General features: G+C 74.3%; 17 protein-coding genes and 1 pseudogene. 4 read left to right on the top strand and 14 right to left on the bottom strand.

Annotated elements, in window-relative coordinates; translation table 11 throughout:
- Nucleotides 1–256 precede the first annotated feature (256 nt).
- From E2E34_RS19245 to E2E34_RS19255, 3 genes are all read right to left on the bottom strand, one after another.
- Complete coding sequence (locus E2E34_RS19245; protein WP_138903164.1) at nt 257–1,066, bottom strand: SAM-dependent methyltransferase; 810 nt, start codon at nt 1,064–1,066, stop codon at nt 257–259.
- A gap of 124 nt (nt 1,067–1,190) precedes the next feature.
- Nucleotides 1,191–1,427, bottom strand: coding sequence for a DUF397 domain-containing protein (locus E2E34_RS19250; protein WP_138903165.1), 237 nt, complete (start codon nt 1,425–1,427; stop codon nt 1,191–1,193).
- Between the two features lies 1 nt (nt 1,428).
- Nucleotides 1,429–2,298, bottom strand: a complete 870-nt coding sequence (locus E2E34_RS19255) for a Sco1979 family transcriptional regulator (RefSeq protein WP_138903166.1) — start codon at nt 2,296–2,298, stop codon at nt 1,429–1,431.
- A gap of 206 nt (nt 2,299–2,504) precedes the next feature.
- Between E2E34_RS19255 and E2E34_RS19260 the strand changes: the two genes are divergently transcribed.
- From E2E34_RS19260 to E2E34_RS19270, 3 genes are all read left to right on the top strand, one after another.
- A complete protein-coding gene (locus tag E2E34_RS19260; RefSeq protein ID WP_138903167.1) occupies nt 2,505–2,945 on the top strand; it encodes an ATP-binding protein in 441 nt (146 codons plus the stop codon).
- Nucleotides 2,939–3,415: a hypothetical protein gene (locus tag E2E34_RS19265; RefSeq protein WP_244315874.1), complete on the top strand. Its 477-nt coding sequence runs from the start codon at nt 2,939–2,941 to the stop codon at nt 3,413–3,415. Before E2E34_RS19260 ends, E2E34_RS19265 begins: the two co-directional genes overlap by 7 nt.
- Nucleotides 3,416–3,489: 74 nt before the next feature.
- Nucleotides 3,490–4,713 carry an SGNH/GDSL hydrolase family protein gene (locus E2E34_RS19270; RefSeq protein WP_138903168.1) on the top strand — a complete coding sequence of 408 codons (1,224 nt, stop codon included), beginning with the start codon at nt 3,490–3,492 and terminating at the stop codon, nt 4,711–4,713.
- Between the two features lie 81 nt (nt 4,714–4,794).
- On the opposite strand, the pseudogene E2E34_RS19275 reads toward E2E34_RS19270, so the two are convergent.
- The 7 genes and pseudogenes from E2E34_RS19275 to E2E34_RS19305 all read right to left on the bottom strand — a co-directional run bounded on the left by E2E34_RS19275 (nt 4,795) and on the right by E2E34_RS19305 (nt 12,573).
- Nucleotides 4,795–7,423: pseudogene (locus tag E2E34_RS19275) on the bottom strand (ATP-binding protein).
- Between the two features lie 245 nt (nt 7,424–7,668).
- Nucleotides 7,669–8,442 carry a 4'-phosphopantetheinyl transferase family protein gene (locus tag E2E34_RS19280; RefSeq protein ID WP_244315876.1) on the bottom strand — a complete coding sequence of 258 codons (774 nt, stop codon included), beginning with the start codon at nt 8,440–8,442 and terminating at the stop codon, nt 7,669–7,671.
- Between the two features lie 94 nt (nt 8,443–8,536).
- The gene (locus E2E34_RS19285) at nt 8,537–9,154 is read right to left on the bottom strand and encodes a TOPRIM nucleotidyl transferase/hydrolase domain-containing protein (RefSeq protein WP_138903169.1); all 618 of its coding nucleotides are present in this window, start codon (nt 9,152–9,154) and stop codon (nt 8,537–8,539) included.
- Nucleotides 9,155–9,269: 115 nt separating this feature from the next.
- Nucleotides 9,270–9,833: a cysteine dioxygenase family protein gene (locus E2E34_RS19290; protein WP_138903170.1), complete on the bottom strand. Its 564-nt coding sequence runs from the start codon at nt 9,831–9,833 to the stop codon at nt 9,270–9,272.
- Between the two features lie 97 nt (nt 9,834–9,930).
- Nucleotides 9,931–10,836, bottom strand: coding sequence for a LysR family transcriptional regulator (locus E2E34_RS19295; protein ID WP_138903171.1), 906 nt, complete (start codon nt 10,834–10,836; stop codon nt 9,931–9,933).
- A 68-nt stretch (nt 10,837–10,904) separates the two neighbouring features.
- Nucleotides 10,905–11,687 carry an SAM-dependent methyltransferase gene (locus E2E34_RS19300; RefSeq protein WP_244315878.1) on the bottom strand — a complete coding sequence of 261 codons (783 nt, stop codon included), beginning with the start codon at nt 11,685–11,687 and terminating at the stop codon, nt 10,905–10,907.
- A gap of 121 nt (nt 11,688–11,808) precedes the next feature.
- Nucleotides 11,809–12,573 (bottom strand): peptidoglycan recognition protein family protein, encoded by a 765-nt coding sequence (locus E2E34_RS19305; protein WP_138903173.1) that lies wholly within the window; start codon nt 12,571–12,573, stop codon nt 11,809–11,811.
- 214 nt (nt 12,574–12,787) lie between these two features.
- Here E2E34_RS19305 and E2E34_RS19310 point away from each other — a divergent pair, with 214 nt between their 5' ends.
- Entirely contained in the window at nt 12,788–13,294 is a 507-nt protein-coding gene (locus tag E2E34_RS19310) for a CHRD domain-containing protein (protein ID WP_167518319.1), read from the top strand.
- Between the two features lie 152 nt (nt 13,295–13,446).
- On the opposite strand, the gene E2E34_RS19315 is transcribed toward E2E34_RS19310, so the two are convergent.
- From E2E34_RS19315 to E2E34_RS19330, 4 genes are all read right to left on the bottom strand, one after another.
- Nucleotides 13,447–14,355 (bottom strand): ribokinase, encoded by a 909-nt coding sequence (locus E2E34_RS19315; protein ID WP_138903175.1) that lies wholly within the window; start codon nt 14,353–14,355, stop codon nt 13,447–13,449.
- A gap of 126 nt (nt 14,356–14,481) precedes the next feature.
- On the bottom strand, nt 14,482–15,150 hold the full coding sequence (locus tag E2E34_RS19320) for a GntR family transcriptional regulator (protein ID WP_138903176.1): 669 nt from the start codon (nt 15,148–15,150) through the stop codon (nt 14,482–14,484).
- Between the two features lie 61 nt (nt 15,151–15,211).
- Entirely contained in the window at nt 15,212–16,210 is a 999-nt protein-coding gene (locus E2E34_RS19325) for a proline racemase family protein (protein WP_138903177.1), read from the bottom strand.
- Nucleotide 16,211: 1 nt separating this feature from the next.
- A partial coding sequence (locus tag E2E34_RS19330; protein ID WP_208765276.1) for a dihydrodipicolinate synthase family protein occupies nt 16,212–16,502 on the bottom strand: 291 nt, incomplete at its 5' end.

Raw genomic sequence — 16,502 nt, forward strand, 5'->3', positions numbered from 1 at the left:
ATCTACATTTATGCGATCGTCGGCAGCGTCAGATGTTTATAAGAGACAGGGCGGGTGGGGCGGGGGCGGGGGCACCGAGATCCCGCCGCTGCCGCGCGACCTGGCCACGTGGGACCGCGTCACGACGGCCATCGCCGGCCTGACCGGCGACGGGTGACCACGCCGGGTGCCCGCACGCCCCCGCGCCCGCCGCCGCGCGGGGCACGGCGGCACGGGGGCGCGCCCGGCCGGGCGCGCCCCCGGGCGCGACGCCCCGTCAGACCTTGCGGGCCACGCCCGTGTACCCCGGGATCGGGTCGTCGCCCGCGACCGGGACGACTTCGCCCAGCTCCGGCCGCCATTCGGCGGCCAGCGAGACGCCCGGCTCGACGAGTTCGAACCCGTTGAAGAACTCGGCGAACTCCGCGCGGGAGCGGGGCCGCAGGGTCAGTCCCTTCGCCGAGTACAGCGCCGACGCCTTTGCCGCGCCCTGCGGGTCGAAGTCCCCGGTGACGTGCGAGAGCACCAGGTAACTGCCGGGCGCCAGCCGGTCCATGAGCCGGTTCACCAGCGCGTGCGCCCCGTCCTCGTCGCCCACGAAGTGCAGCAGCGCGACCAGCGACAGGGCGACCGGCTGCGAGAAGTCGAGCGTCTTGCCGGCCCGCTCCAGGATGAGGTCGGGCTCGCGGGCGTCCGCCTGGATGTACTCCGTGGCGCCCTCGGGCGTGGACCGCAGCAGCGCCTCCGCGTGGGCCAGCACGATCGGGTCGTTGTCGCAGTAGACGATGCGCGCGTCGGGGGCGGTGCGCTGGGCGACCTGGTGGAGGTTCGGCTCGGTCGGTATGCCCGTACCGATGTCGAGGAACTGCCGTACGCCGTTCTCGGCGAGCCAGCGGGTGGCCCGGTGCATGAACGCCCGGTTGACCCGCGCCATGTCGCGCCCCCGCGAGTCGAGGGTGAGGAGCTGGCGGGCCATCTCCTCGTCGACCGGGTAGTTGTCCTTGCCGCCCAGGAACCAGTCGTACATGCGCGCCGGGTGCGGCTTGCTGGTGTCGATCTCGACAGGGGTGCGGTCTTGCCCGGTCATACGGCGCTCCATGGGTGGGGGTGAACGGTGAACAGGCGGCCGGGTGGCGGCCCGGGAACAAGGGTCGCGGGACAAGGGTCGCGGAACGGTGGTCGGGTACGGGCGTCGCACGGGTCCGTGCGGGTCAGGTGAGCAGGAAGTCGGCCTGGCCCGCCTTCGCCCCCTGGATGAACGCGGCGATCTCGCCGGGGGTGTAGATCAGTGCGGGCCCCTCGGGGTCGGCGGACTGCCGGACGGCGACTCTGCCGTCGGCCAGCTTCATGGCTTCGATGCAGTTGCCGCCGTTGCCGCCGCTCCACGGCTTGTACCAGCCCTCCGCGGGCAGGTCGTTGGCGGGCATGCCGTTGTAAATGGGGTCCATCTCACAGCTCCTTGCGGAGATCCTTGAGGATCTCCTTCGTGCGTTGTGCAGTCGCGGCCTGAGCCGCCATGCGGTCCATGACCTCCAGGTGGGCCGCCACCTCGGGACGCGCGTCGAGATAGACGGCGCCGGTCAGGTACTCGCTGTAGACCATGTCCGGGAGTTCCGGCACGGCGAAGCGGAAGAGGACGAACGGGCCGTAGGTGCCGGGGTGGTGCCCCGTCGCGAACTCGGCGATCTGCAAGGTGATGTTGGGTCTCTCGACGGCCTCCAGGAGCCGGTCGATCTGCTCCCCCAGCACGTTCGGGCTGCCCACCGGACGCCGTAGCACCGTCTCGTCCATGACGACCCACAGGCGCGGGGCGTCGGGTCGGGTGAGGAGGCTCTGGCGCTCCATGCGCAGGGCCACATGCCGCTCGATGGCCTCGGCGCTCCCGGCGCCGGACCGGCCGAGTGCTCCGCCGCGCATGATGGCGCGGGCGTAGCTCTCGGTCTGGAGGAGGCCCGGGACGAACTGCGGCTCGTACGCCCTGATGAGGGACGCGGCGCCCTCCAGGCTCACGTACATGCTGAACCAGTCCGGCAGGATGCCGTGGAAGCGCTGCCACCAGCCCGGCTTGTTCGCCTCTTCGGCCAGCTCGACGAAGGACGCGATGTCCTCGGGCCCGTGGCCGTACGCCTGGAGCAGGAGTTGTACGTAAGGGATCTTGAGCGCGACCTCGGCGGTCTCCATCCGCCGGATGGTCGCCGGGGTGACGCGGAGGACCCTGGCGGCTTCGTCGCGGCTCAGGCCGGCCCGTTCGCGCAGGTCCAACAGGCGCTTGCCGAGGACGACCTGACCCACCGTCGGGGCGGACCGCGGTTCACTCACTTCAGACCTCCCCATGGGCTGTTGCGAGCAGTGTGCCACGCGGTCGCAGCCAAAGACACGACACTCTGCAATTTTCATAGTGGCCCTTGCCAAGTGTCGCTTTCGAAGGGAGAGTTGCGCGGTGAACCAGTACACGCGGACGCCGCCGCTGCCCACCGGGGGGAAGCAGCAGTCGGCCCCGCCCCCCACACCGTGAGGAAACGCTCGTGGCACCAGGCACTGCGCTCGTCCCCCCGCTCATGGACCGCTGCCGGGGAACGGCCATACGCCGTTACGGGTTCGAACTGCCGGGCCGCGCCGAGTTCGTGGCGGCCGCCCGCCGCCTGACCAGGCAGCAGCTGACGCAGTGGGGCGTCGGCGAGGACACCTGCGACACGGCGGCGCTGATCGTCTCCGAGCTGTTCACCAACGCCGTGCTGCACACCGCGAGCGAGCGGGTCGTCTGCGAACTGCGCGACAGCGACGGCCGTCTGCGGGTCGCCGTGAAGGACCAGGGGCGGCGCCCCACGGGCCCGCGCCTGCGCCACGCCGGCGACGACGAGCACGGACGGGGGCTTCAGCTCGTCGACACCCTGAGCAGCTTCTGGGGCACGCGCGACGCGGCGGACGGGCCCGGACGCATCGTCTGGGCGGAGGTTCCTTGCTGAGGTCCGTGATGACCGGCCTGCCGGCCGGCCGCCTGTCGCGGCGTCGCCCGGGCGGCGCGCGGGACAGCCGCGATCTCGCCGCGCCGCGCGCAGGCCACGACGGCGAGGAGGGCGGCGGACCGGTCCGCCTGCCCGTGCCGTCCGGCTTCGCCACACCGCTGGGCTGCGACGCGGTGGGGCTTCCCGCGCGGCACGGTTTCCGGACGATGGCGCACCTGTCCCGGCCCGGCTGCGTCTTCGCCGACGCCGACTGGTGGTGGTGGATCGTGCCCGCCGAGTCGGACCTCGGACTCGCCTGGCCGCAGCCCGCCCGTTACGTCGCCGGGGCGTACGTGCCGACGCGTCCGCGCCTGATCCACCTGCCGGAGGCTAGCGCGCCGTACACGCCGCCGATCCCGCTCTACCTCATGGTCTGCCGGGTCGCGGGCACCGCCCCGGCGTGGTCCACTGTGCCGCATCAGGGGTCCTGACCCGCCGTACGCGATGGCCTGTTCCAGCATCGCACCCTGGACAGCGCACGCCGTGCCGCGCGTCAATTCCCCGAGTGCCGGTACAGGCATGCCCGTGCTCAGGGGAGGAATCTCCGCGCCATGAACAGACCCACGCCGCGCCGGCCCGCCCCGCGCGCCCTGGCCGCCGCCGTCGCGCTCACCGCGGTCCTGGCCTCCGGGCCGCGAGCACGGACCGGCTGTCCACCGCCGGCGCCGCCCCCGAACGGACGTACCGGCTCGTCGTACGCACCAGCGCGGGCGGCGACGGGCTGCGGATCCGGCTCTCCAACACCTTCGGCACCCGGCCGGTGACCTTCGGCCGCGCGTACGCCGGACTGCGGGCCACCGGAGCCGCCCTGGTGCCGGGCACCAACCGGCCGCTGACTTTCGCCGGTTCGCCCTCGGTGACCGTCCCGCCCGGCCGATCCGTCTCCAGCGACCCGCTGCCCGGCACGGTACGGCCGCGGTCCGACCTGGCCGTCAGCCTGTACGTGCGTGACGCGGGCGGCGCCGCCACCGGGCACCGGACGGCCCTCCAGACGTCGTACGTCGCGCCCTCGGGCGACCACGCCGCCGATGACACCGCGACGGCGTACACCCAGCCGGTCACCTCGTGGTTCTACCTCGACGCCGTGACCGTGAACGCCCGGCGCGGCACGAGCGCGGTCGCCGCCCTCGGCGACTCGATCACCGACGGCGCCCTGTCCACCCGCGACACCAACCGCCGCTGGCCGGACTTCCTGGCCCGGAGGCTGGACGGCGACGTCGGTACCCGCGTCAAGGGCGTCGCCAACGAGGGGATCTCGGGCAACAAGGTCCTCAAGGACGGCTCCGGCCAGAGCGCGCTCAAACGGCTCGACCGGGACGTGCTCACACAGGCCGGCGTGCGGACGGTGGTGCTGCTCGAAGGGGTCAACGACATCAAGGCCGTGCCCGCTCCGACGGCCGCCGAACTGATCGCCGGTTACCGGCGGATCGTCGACCGGTCGCACGCGGCGGGCGTGTGCGTAGTCGGGGCGACGGTCATGCCGTACGAGGGCTGGCGGGAGTGGACGCCGGCGGGCGAAGCGGTGCGGCAGGAGGTCAACGCGTTCGTCCGGGACGGCGGCGCGTTCGACGCCGTCGTCGACTTCGACCGGGCCGTCATGGACCCGGCCGCGCCGTCCCGCCTCCTCCCGGCGTACGACAGCGGCGACCATCTCCACCCCAACGACCTCGGGATGCGGGTGATGGCCGACACCGTGGACCTGAAGAGCCTGCGCTGCCAGCGGCGCTGACAGGCCGGAGCGACCCGGGCCGCTCCGGCGGGGGAAGGCCGCGTCCGCCGCCTGCGCGCCGGACGGCCCGGCAGGCGCTCCTCAGAGCGCGCGCAGCGCCTGCCGGGCGCGCCGCACCAGTCCATCGGCGCTGCACTTCTCGGCCAGGGCCAGGCCGCGGGACAGCTCGCCCGCCGACCGGGCCGCGATGCCGTACTCGACCCGGGCCAGCGCGTGCTCGTACGCGCACGGGGACCCTTCGAGGAACGCGACGGCCTTGGCGAGCAGTTCGACGGCCCGTTCGCCCTCCTCCAGGGCCGCCGCGCAGCGCAGCGACTCCCCGATGGCGGTGTCCGTGCCGAAGCGCTCCGCGCGGTCCCGTACATGGGCGGCGAGAGCGGCGGCGCGGTCCGGGTCGTCGGCGGCCACCGCCCGGGCGAGGTCGCTCGCCCAAGGGGCCATGATGCCGTTGTGCCGGCCTCGGGCGGTCAACGCCTCGCCCGCCGCCTCGAGTTCGGCGACGGCCTCCTTCGTCCGGCCCTGCGCGAGCAGCAGTCTTCCCCGTACGCACTGGGCGTCGGGGATGACGATCGACGACGGGTACGGAGGGGCGAACGCGTGTCGCTCCGCGGCCTCCCGCGCGGCGTCGATCCTGCCGCGCGCGAGCAGCGTGTCGATGAGCATGCACGCGGCGTCCCAGTGCATGGGCAGGCCGTTGCCGACGCGCTCGGCCAGCCGCAGGCTCTCGCGCAGGTACATCTCCGCCTGGGCGAGCTTCCCGCGCCTGCGGTTGAGGTAGCCGACGAGCGCGTGGGCGAAGGCGAGGTGCCCGCCGCTCCAGCCCGAGATCTCGAAGGCGCGCAGGGCCTCGTCGAAGAGGCTCTCGGCCCGGTCGAGCCGGTCCGCGAAGGCGTACGTGAGACCGAGCAGCGCCGGGGGTTCGAAGCCCCACGCAGTGTTGGTCCAGCCGAGGCCCGGGGCGAGCATGCCGTCGACCAGGGCGCGGTCGCAGATCTGGACGATCTCCTCGGCGTTCTCACCGCGTGCCGTCCCGTCGAAGGCCCTCAGTATGAGCAGCACCCGTTCGGAGTTGTCGCGGCCCTCCAGGCCCTCGGCCATCTCGGCGAGGCGCCGGGAGCGCCCGGGGCCGTCGTCCTCGGCCGCCTGTACGCCCTCCCACAGGAAGTGCACCGCCTGGAGCCGCATCCTGGTGGGGCCCGCGGTGGTCCGCGCGACCTCGTCGGCCACGACCTGCGCCGCTTCCCGCGTCTGGTTGTTGTGGGTGAGCGCCTGGGACAGCCGGAAGACCGCGTCCACCCGCTGGCCGGCGTCGAGGCCCGGCATCCCGAGCGCGGCCCGCAGGTGGCCCACGGTCGTGGCGGGCGAGGTCAGGAGCGTGGCGCAGCCCAGCTCGTACAGCACCGGGGCGTGCTCCTCCGGCAGCGGGGGTTCCTGGAGAGCGCGTTCGAGGCAGCGCCGGGCCGCGTCCGGCGCGCCGACGGCGAGGTGCTCGGAGGCGGCCTCGCGCAACTGGGCGACCAGCTCGGGGTCGTCGTCCGGGTGGACTTCCAGGAGGTGGCGGGCGGCGGCCGCCGCGCCCCGGCCCGCGCGGGTGACCGCCCAGGCGGCCCGGCCGTGCATGGCGGTGCGGGTCGCGGACGGGATGGCGCGGTAGACGGCGCCCGCGACGAGCGGGTGGACGAACTCCATGGGGTCCGTACCGGCGAGGACGCGGGCCGCGCGCAGGCGCTCGGCGCAGTCGGCGGCCTCCGCGTCGCCCAGTCCGGCGAGCGACGCCGCGAGGTCGAGCGAGATCTCGGTGCCCAGGATGGCGGCCGCCCAGGCGAACCGGGTGGTGTCGGTGCCCAGTTCTTCGAGCCGCGCGATCAGGCCGGTGCCGCGCGCGGCGGCGCCGAGGGCGCGCAGGGCGCCCGCCGACGCCTCGACGGGGTCCAGGCCTTCGTCGCGCACCTTGGCGACGAGCTCGACGGTCTCGTAGAGGTTGCCCCCGGTGACCGCCCACACCTCCCGGCAGAACGGGTCGTCCGCGTGCTCGCCGAGGGCGGCCCGGGCGAGGCTCGCCACGGCGTCGGGGGTGAGCGCCCGCAGCGAGACGCACTGCCCGGCGGCGGCCTCCATCGCCCGGATGAACTCCGCGCTCTCGTCGTCCGCCTCCTCGGTGCGGTACGCGATGACGACGAGCACGGGGAGGTCCTCGCGCTGGACGAAGGACGCCAGCCAGCCGAGGGTCTCCAGGTCGCACCAGTTGCGCGTCGTCGACGAGCAGCACCAGCGGCCGGTGCGTGCCGGCCAGGCGCAGCAGCAGCGTGTCCAGTCCGTCGCGGACGCCCTGGGGGTCGGCCCGGCCGTCGGGCGGGGCCACGCCGAGCGCGGGGCCGATGATCTCGTAGCCGTCGCCGAGCAGTTCCCTGGCGTCCACCGTGCCCGCCAGGGCGATGGCGGGCTGCAGGAGCTGCCGTACGACGTGGAAGGGCACGGAGGTGACGGTCTCGCCACCGCGCGCCGACCACACCGTGCACCGGCCCGCGGCCAGCCGCCGGATCTCGGACAGCAGGGCCGTCTTGCCGATGCCGGCCTCGCCGCTGCACACGAGGACTCCACCGGTCGGCACGTCGGCGCAGAGCGCTTCGACAGCGCCTGCGGCGGCGGCGAGTTCCGTCTCGCGCTCCAGCAGCGGGACGGTGACCGGGTGCTCCGGGCCGGACACCATCATCCCTCCCCAAACCATGGCGGACCTCGAGCGTAGCCCGGCGACGCGGTGGGTGGAATCGTTCCGCGCACTTTGGTCCGGTACGAGTGAACGAGCGTTACCCGCCGGCTCCCCTCCTGGTCGGCCCGGCTTGCGGATTCGGGGGCTCCGGTCAACCCGCGTACACCCCGCGCCGTATACGACCGGCGCGCGGACGGCCCGTCAGCCCCCGGAAGCCGCGGCTCCGTACCGGCGCCGGTCCGCCGTCACGGGGTTCCCGGCGCCGGCGCCACCCGCGCCCCCGGTACGGAGGCGGGGCCCGTCCGCAGCGCTACGGCGGCCGCGAATCCGTTCGGCGCGGCGACGTCGGCGACGCGCCACCCCGGCGGGCGGTCCGCCGCCGGGCCGGTGCCGAGGTAGTCCAGCGAGAGCCCGCGGGCGAGGCCCACGCCCAGTCCCTTGAGGTACGCCTCCTTGCGCGCCCACACGCGTGCGAACGCGGCGCTCCTCGCGGCCTCCGGCAGGGCCGTCAACTCGGCCCTCTCGCGCGGATGCAGCTCCCTCGCGACCTCGTTCACGACACCGGGGCGCGGGACCGCCTCCACGTCCACTCCCACGGGCACCGCCGCGCAGGCGATCAGGGCGACGCTGCCGCTGTGCGACAGCGAGAAGTGCACCGGCCCGTCCGCCGTGGCGGGCCGGCCGTGCGGGCCGCCGCAGGACACGCACGGCTCGCGGTGCAGCCGGACCGCGCCGGGTGCCAGGCCCAGGCAGGCGCCCAGCATCGCCCTGAGCGCCACGTGGGCCGTGACGTAGCACCTGCGGTCGGCCTCGCGGACGAAGGCCGCCGCGCGCTCCTTCTCCCCGTCGTCGAGTACGCCGCCGGCCAGCCGCATCGCGGCGTCCGCCTGCACCTCGGCGTCCACGCTCCACAGCACGGGTGCCGCGTCGCCGCCCTGCCCGGACGGCTGTGGCGGGGCGAAGGCGGCGGGCTCCTCGAACACCGCGGCCACGGGCTCGTACATCACGGTTGCGTTCACCGGCCGAGCATAGGCAGTTCGTGTGCGCGTACCGAAGCGGGCCGGCCCGAACGCGAGCGCGCGGCGCCCCGGCGGGGACGGCGTCGCCCGGCGGTCACAGACCGGTGAGCAGGTCGTCGAGCGGGGCGGGTGTGCTGTCGGGGTCCAGAGCCTCGACGAGGACGCGGCCGTAGCGGATCTTGCGCCCCTTCTTCGTGCCGAGGAAGCGCCGCAACTGCTGCTGCGGGGCGCGGCCCTGCTGTGCGGGCTGGCGCAGGAACGTCTCCAGGGCGCGCAGGTCGCCCTCCTCACGGACCAGCTCCCGCACCCGTGCCACACCCAGCGCCCGGATGAGCTCGTCCTCCAGGTCCGCCGCGCAGACGAAGAACCGCCCGCGTGCGGCGCCGGCCCGGTCCAGGGCGCGGGCGTAGTAGCGGCGCTCCGCCTCGTCGCACAGCCCCGTGAGGCGCAGGCCGAGTCCGAGCGGCCCGAGGAGGCGGGCGAAGCGCCCGACGCTCATGGCCCCGCCCATCGGCAGGACGCAGACGCCTTCGGCCGCCAGGTCGCGGCCGCGGCTCGCGGCCAGCGCGTCGACCGCCGCCGCGTCGCTCGGCCCTTCGAGCAGGACGACCGCGCGGACGGGCAGCCGTGCGGCCGACTCGCGCGCGGGGTCGCCGGGGCCGCCGGCCGCCCACGCGGTGACCGCCTCCCGGAACGACTCCATGTCAGCCATGGGACGAGTCTCCCCCTGCCCGGCTGCCCGCGACAGGGATTTTCGGCGCCGGGCCGCTGCGGGAGCGCCGCGGCTCCACCGGGGCGGCGCGCGCCGCCCTCCGGGCCCGCCGCGGTCAGCCGCCGGGGCGTGCGTACAGGCGCCGGACGCTGGTGCCGAGCCGCGACAGGTCCGCGCCGTACACATGGAGCGAGATCGCCACGTCCGGGCCCGCGTTCCACACCTCGTGGATGTCACCGGGCGGCGCGAAACCGCACACCGTCCCCGGCGGGTTCACCACGTCCTCGGTGGCCGTCAGCCGCGCGGGGGCGCCGTCGCGGGACGGGACGAGCCGGTAGCGCCGCTCGTGCTCGGTGCCCGCGTGGACGCCGGTCGTGCACCAGGCCACGTGGTCGTGCACGGGGGTGCGCTGTCCGGGCAGCCACACGAGCGCGACGACCGAGAAACCGCCGTCGTCCTCCGCGTGCAGCAGGTGCTGGCGGTAGCGCGCGGGATCACCGGCGCGCTGCCCGGCGGTGAGCAGGTCGTCGGCGCCGAGGTGCGGCGCGAGCCGTTCGCCGACGAGGTACGCCGTGAGGTCCGGCGGCAGACCGAGGGCGACGGCCTCACGGATCTCGGAGACGAGTACGGCGAGACGCGTGGTCGTACGCCCGGACGCGGGTGCGGTCGAAGAGGTCATACGGGCACCTTCGCGCCGCCCGGACCGGGACGTCCAAGGACAGTTCGTGGGGCGTCGTCCAACCTCCGCTTATGTGCAGGCGGTTGACGGTCGCCGCTCAGCAGCCGATCTTGTTGGCCGCGACCGTGCGGAGCTCTCCGAGCACCGCCGTCGTGGCCGGGATCCGCAGATGCTCGCGCAGGACGTACGCCGAGATCCGCCGACGGGACGCGGGCTGCGACGCGCGGCCGGCGACCTTGGGGTGGCGCAGGAAGTTGAGCACCAGGCCCGGCATCATGGCCACCCCGAGCCCCTCCGCGACCAGGCTCTGCACGACGAGGTTGTCGTCGGTGGTGAAGGCGATGTCCGGCGCGAACCCCTCGTCGGCGCAGGCGTGCAGGAAGTGGACGCGGCAGCGCGGGCAGCCCACGATCCAGCGCTCCCCCGCGAGGTCGGCGAGCCGCACCGCCCGGCGCCGGGCGAGCCGATGCCCCGACGGCAGCAGGACCAGCGACTGGTCCTCCATCAGCGGTACTTCCCTCACCTCGTCGGGGACGTCCTCGCGCAGCCCGGGAAAGGCGAAGGCGAGCGTGATGTCGCACTCACCGCGCACCAGGCGCCGCAGCGACTCGGGCGGCTCGTCCTCCAGGAGTTCCACGGCCACCCCCGGATGGGCGGCGGCGAGCAGCCCCATGGCCTCGGGGACGAGGGTGGCGTTGGCGCTGGGGAAGGCGCAGAGGCGCACCCGGCCCGCGCGGAGCCGGGTCAGGGAGTCCATCTGCCGGCGCGCGGCCGCCATGTCGTCGAGGATGACGGCCGCGTGCCGCGCCAGCGTCTCCCCGGCCTCGGTGAGCCGCAGGCCGCGGCCCGCGCGGGTGAACAGGGGGGTGCCGACGTCGCGTTCGAGCGCCTTCATCTGCTGGGTGATCGCGGGCTGTGTGTATCCGAGGGCACGGGCGGCGGCGGAGTACGAGCCCGTCCTGACCACTTCGTGGAACGTCCTGATCTGCCGCGAGTCGAACACCCGTGAACCATAAGCGGATTTTGGGAGCGCCGGACAGCACCGCTTCGGTCCCGTGGCCGAAGACCGCCCTACGGTTTGCGCGCCACCCCGGCGTAGGCGTCGACCGGTGTGCCGGGCCCTTCCGTGTCGCCGGGCTCCGGCCGCCACCGCGTGACCTGGACGACCCCGGGCTCCAGGAGCTCCAGCCCGTCGAAGAAGCCGGCGACCTCCTCGACTCCGCGCACGTGGTACGGCACCGCCCCGCTGGCGTTGTACGCCTCCGACGCGGCGATCATGCCCTCGCTGGTGGCGGTGCTGTCGCTGATCACCAGGCAGCTGCCGGACGGCAGCGCCGCGACCAGCCGGGACACCAGCGCCCTGGCCTCCTGGTAGTCGGCGACGTGCCCGAGCACGTTGAGGAGCATCAGGGCCACGGGCTGTTCGAAGTCGAGCGTACGGGCCGCCTCGGCCAGCACCTTCTCGGGCTCGTACAGGTTCGCGTCGACGTAGGCCGTCGCGCCTTCGGGCGAGCCGACCAGCAGGGCGCGGGCGTGCGTGAGCACCAGCGGGTCGTTGTCGACGTACACGATCCGGGATTCGGGCGCGGCTCGCTGGGCGACCTCGTGCGTGTTGTCGGCCGTCGGCAGGCCCGTGCCGATGTCGAGGAACTGCCGGATGCCGTGCTCGGCGACGAGAGTGCGGACGGCGCGGCCGAGGAAGCGGCGGCTGGTCAGGGCGACGTCGACCAGGCCCGGGAAGATCGACTTGATCTCGTCGCCGATCTGCCGGTCCACCTCGTAGTGGTCCTTGCCCCCGACGAAGTAGTTCCAGAAACGGGCGGAGTGGGGCTTCGAGGTGTCTATGCCGGCCACGGCTGTGCCTCCTGGGGACGTCGTCCGACGATCAGCCCCCAACGTAACCGCTCCACCACCCCGGGAACGACCCTCAACGCGTGTTCGTGCCGGCCCACTTGTGCGTCGCCGCGCGCCTCTGCTACCGGCGGCCCTGGAGGCGGGCGGCCGCCTTCCTGATGGCGGGGAGCTCGGCCGCGAGCGCGGCGCCCGGGCACTGCGTCGAGTAGCCGTCGCTGTGGCCCGACACGGCGTTCAGCCGCACGCTCGTCCCCTTCGGGTACTTGCTGCGGCTGTTCGAGGACACCAGCCGGACCGTGGAGCGCGGGTCGACGTCCGCCAGGCCGAGTTTCCAGGCGACGAGCGCCGCGATGGCGTCGCGCATGGGCTTCGGGACCTCGGCTCCTTCGGTGAAGACGCCGATGGCGGCTATGCCCACGGTGTGGTGGTTGAAGCCCTGGGCGTGCGCGCCCACGACGGGGCGCCCGGTGCCGCCCGCGCGGCCCTCGTAGACCGTGCCGCAGCGGTCGACGAGGAAGTTGTACCCGATGTCGTCCCAGTGCCGGCCGCCGGCCTGGGCGGCGTAGACCTTGCGGATGATGCGCGGGACGTCGGCGCAGTCGTAGGCGTTCGGGGAGTTGGTGTGGTGGACGAAGGCGGCCTCGACCGGAGGGGCGTAACGCGCCCGCACGCGGCGCTGCCCGGCGTCCGGCAGCCACTTCTCCCGGGGCACCACGGACGGCGGCGGAGCGCGGTGCGCGGAGGACGCCCGGCGTACGGGGGCCTCGGCGGCCGGCGGCTCGGACCGGTGCGGGGGCGCCGGGTCGACGGCCGTGGCGCACAGCAGCAGGAGCCCGGTCACGAGGGCCCCGGGCACCCAGCGCCGCGCCACGCGGAGGTCACGCATGCTCCCACCGTCGGCCCGCCCGCCGCCGCACGCCACGCGCGTCGGCCGGACGGGTGAACGGGCCCGCCGGGCCGCTCGGTGCGGCCGTACCCGTCCAGCCGCCGAAATGTTGAGGGACCGCCGGGGGTGTCCTTGGGTGGGTGCAGCGATGCGGCGTCGGTGCGGCCACCGGGCCCCGCCTGTTCCGGTCGCCCGACACAGAGATGAGACATCCATGCGTGTTCCGACCACCCTGATGGTCTCGGCCGTTTCCTGCGCGGCCGCCCTCGCCGCCCTGACGGCGCCGGCCGTCGCGGTCGCCGCCCCCGCTGACGACGGCGGGCACCGCGTCACCCACGGCCGGGCCGATCTCACCGGCCGCGAGGAAGTACCCGGACCGGGCGACCCGGACGGCAGCGGGGAGTTCTGGTACCGGATCGAGCACGGCACGCTGTGCTACGCGCTGAACGTACGCAAGATCGCCCAGCCCACCGCCGCGCACATCCACGCGGGGAAGCGGGGTACGGCCGGACCCGTGGTCGTCACGCTCAAGACCCCGAAGCACGGGTCGTCGAAGGGCTGTGTCACGGCGCGGCGGGACCAGACGGCGGCCAACGCCGCCACGGTCCTGACCTACCGTGAGCTGAAGGAGATCGCCTGCAAGCCGGGGAAGTTCTACGCGAACGTCCACAACCGTCCGTACCCCGACGGCGCCGTCCGCGGCCAGCTCCGCCGCCAGTAGCGGGAGCGCCGGACGGGCTCCGCGCGAGCCCGTCCGGCGAGTCGCGGTCGGCCGTCGCCCAGGCCGCCGGAGCCGGAGACCGCGTCACAGACGAGGAAGGGTCGCCGTGGGCGGCAAGCCCTCCGACCGCTCACGTCGCGGCGGCCGTCTCCTCACAGCGCGGCGACCTCCTCGGCGGTCGGGAACGACGCCTGCGCCCCCTCCTTGGTGACGGCGGCCGCGCCCACCCGCACCGCGAACGCGGCGGCTGTCACCAGGTCCTCGCCCAGGCCGAGCCGCCAGGCCAGCGCGGCGGTGAAGGCGTCGCCGGCGCCCGTGGTGTCGACGGCGCCGACCCGGGGGCTCGGGACCCGTACGGCCGTACCGCCCCCCTCGGCGACCAGCGCGCCCTCCGCGCCCAGGGTGACGACGACCGAGCGCGCGCCGCGCGCGAGCAGCGCCCGCGCCCGCCCCTCGGGGTCCTTGTCGTCGAACCCGTCGCCGCCGAGCACGAACCGGGCCTCGTGCTCGTTGAGCACCAGCGGATCGCAGGCGGTGAGCACTTCGGCGGGCAGCGGCCGGGGCGGCGACGGGTTCAGCACGAACCGGCTCCCGGCCGCCCGGGCGCGTACCGCCTCGGTGACCGTCTCCAGCGGGATCTCCAGCTGCGCCGAGACGACCCGGGCCCGGGCGAACAGGCCGGCGGCGTCGCGGATGTCGTCGGGGGTGAGCCGGGCGTTGGCGCCGGGCGAGACGACGATGCTGTTGTCGCCGGAGGGGTCCACGGTGATCAGCGCGACGCCGGTGGGGGCCCCGCCGACCCGTACCGCGCCGGTGTCCACACCGGCCGCGCGCTGCGAGTCCAGCAGCAGCCGGCCGTGGGCGTCGTCCCCGACGCGGGCCAGCAGGGCGGTCCTGGCGCCGAGCCGGGCGGCGGCGACGGCCTGGTTGGCGCCCTTGCCGCCCGGGTGGACGGCCAGGTCGGAGCCGAGGACGGTCTCGCCGGGCGCGGGGCGGCGCTCGACGCCGATCACCAGATCGGCGTTGGCCGACCCCACGACCAGCAGGTCGTAGTCGTTCATGCCTGTCCTGCCTTCGCTGTCGACGGCTTGACCGGCACCTTTACCACGCCGGTCGCCCCGCGCCGCGCCGCCGCCCCGACGACGCCTGGACGGCGCTCCGTGCCTCGGAACCCCCGCCGGGCACGGTCAGCCCGCCCACTTGTCCCTGACGTGGCCGAGGTGGCGGGTCATGATCGCGCGGGCCTGCCCGGCGTCGCGGGCCAGCAGGGCGTCGAGGAGTTCGAGGTGCTCCTGGGCCGACGCCTCCAGCAGCCCCCGCTCGACCAGGGCGGTGAGGCCGTACAGCCTGGAACGCTTGCGCAGGTCGCCGACCACCTCTACGAGGTGGGCGTTCCCGGCCAGGCCCAGCAGCCCGAGGTGGAACCGCCGGTCGGCTTCGACGTACGCGATGAGGTCCCCGGCGGCGGCGGAGGTGACGATGGAGCGGGCGACCGGCCGGAGGGCTTCCAGGGCCGCCGGGTCCGCCGTCGTGGCCAGCCCCGCGACCGTCGGGATCTCGATGAGCGAGCGGATGTGGTTGTACTCGTCCAACTGCCGCTCGGATACCTCGGTCACCCGGAACCCCTTGTTCGGGACCGTGTCGACCAGACCTTCCCGTACGAGGTCGAGCATCGCCTCGCGCACGGGCGTGGCCGAGACTCCGAAGCGGGACGCGAGGCTGGGCGCGGAGTAGACGTCACCGGGGCGCAGTTCACCGGCGATCAGGGCGGCGCGCAGGGCGTCGGCGACCCGTTCGCGGTAGTGGTTGCGCCGGCCGCCGAGCGACGGCAGATCCGGCACCGCGGCAGCGGCCATGGGGTCCTCCTCGGTCTGGTACGCGTCGACCGATCCTAGTGCGGCGCCGCGTACCGGCCGGCTAGAGGAGGAACCCGGCGGGGAAGGGATCGGTGGGGTCCAGGAGGTACTGGGCGGTCGCCGTGATCCAGGCGCGGCCGGTGACGGCGGGCAGGACGCCGGGCACCCCGCCCACTTCGGCCGTACCCAACAGCCGCCCGGTGAACGACGTACCGAGGAAGGACTCGTTGACGAAGTCCTGCAACAGCGGCAGCTCGCCGCGGGCGTGCAACTGCGCCATCCGCGCGCTGGTGCCCGTGCCGCAGGGCGAGCGGTCGAACCAGCCGGGGTGGATGGCCATGGCGTGCCGGGAACGCTCGGCCGTGGAGCCCGGGGCGAGCAGTTGGACATGGTGGCACCCGCGGATGGCGGGGTCCTGCGGATGGACCGGAGGGTCGGCGTTGATCGCCTCCATGAGCGAGAGGCCGGCGGCGAGGATGTCGTCCTTGCGTTCACGTGCGAAGGGCAGGCCGAACCGCTCCAACGGCAGGATCGCGTAGAAGTTCCCCCCGTACGCGAGGTCGTAGGTGACGGTCCGCCCGTCGGCGAGCGTCGCCTCGCGGTCCAGGCCCGCGCAGAACGAGGGGACATTGCGCAGGGTGACGGCGGTGGCGGCGCCTTCCTCGACCGTCACCTCGGCGGTGACCAGCCCCGCCGGTGTGTCGAGCCGGATCACGGTGACCGGCTCGGTGACGGCGACCATGCCGGTCTCGACGAGTACGGTCGCCACTCCGATCGTGCCGTGCCCGCACATCGGGAGGCAGCCGGAGACCTCGATGAACAGCACGCCGTAGTCCGCGTCCGGCCGGGTGGGCGGCTGGAGGATCGCCCCGCTCATCGCCGCGTGCCCGCGCGGCTCGTACATCAGCAGCGTACGCAGGTGGTCGAGGTGCTCCATGAAGTACGCGCGCCGCTCGGACATGCTCGCGCCGGGAAGGGTGCCCACACCGCCGGTGACGACCCGGGTGGGCATGCCCTCGGTGTGCGAATCGACCGCGTGCAGGACGAGTTTGCTCCGCATGTCAGCGCAGCCCCGCCGCGACGGCCTTCTCGGTCGCGGCGCGGACGGCCGCCTCCTGTTCGGGCAGCAGGGCGACACGTGGCGGCCGGCAGGGGCCGCCGTGGCGTCCGACGACGTCCATCGACAGCTTGATCGCCTGCACGAACTCGACCTTGGAGTCCCAGCGATGCAGTGGGTGGAGCTGCCGGTACAGGGGAACGGCGGTGTCCAGATCACCCGCGGCGGCCGACCGGTAGAGCTCGACAGCGGCTCGGGGCAGAGCGTTCGGGTACCCGGCCACCCACCCCTTGGC

The organism is Streptomyces albidochromogenes (assembly GCF_005981925.1).
Classification (GTDB): domain Bacteria; phylum Actinomycetota; class Actinomycetes; order Streptomycetales; family Streptomycetaceae; genus Streptomyces; species Streptomyces albidochromogenes.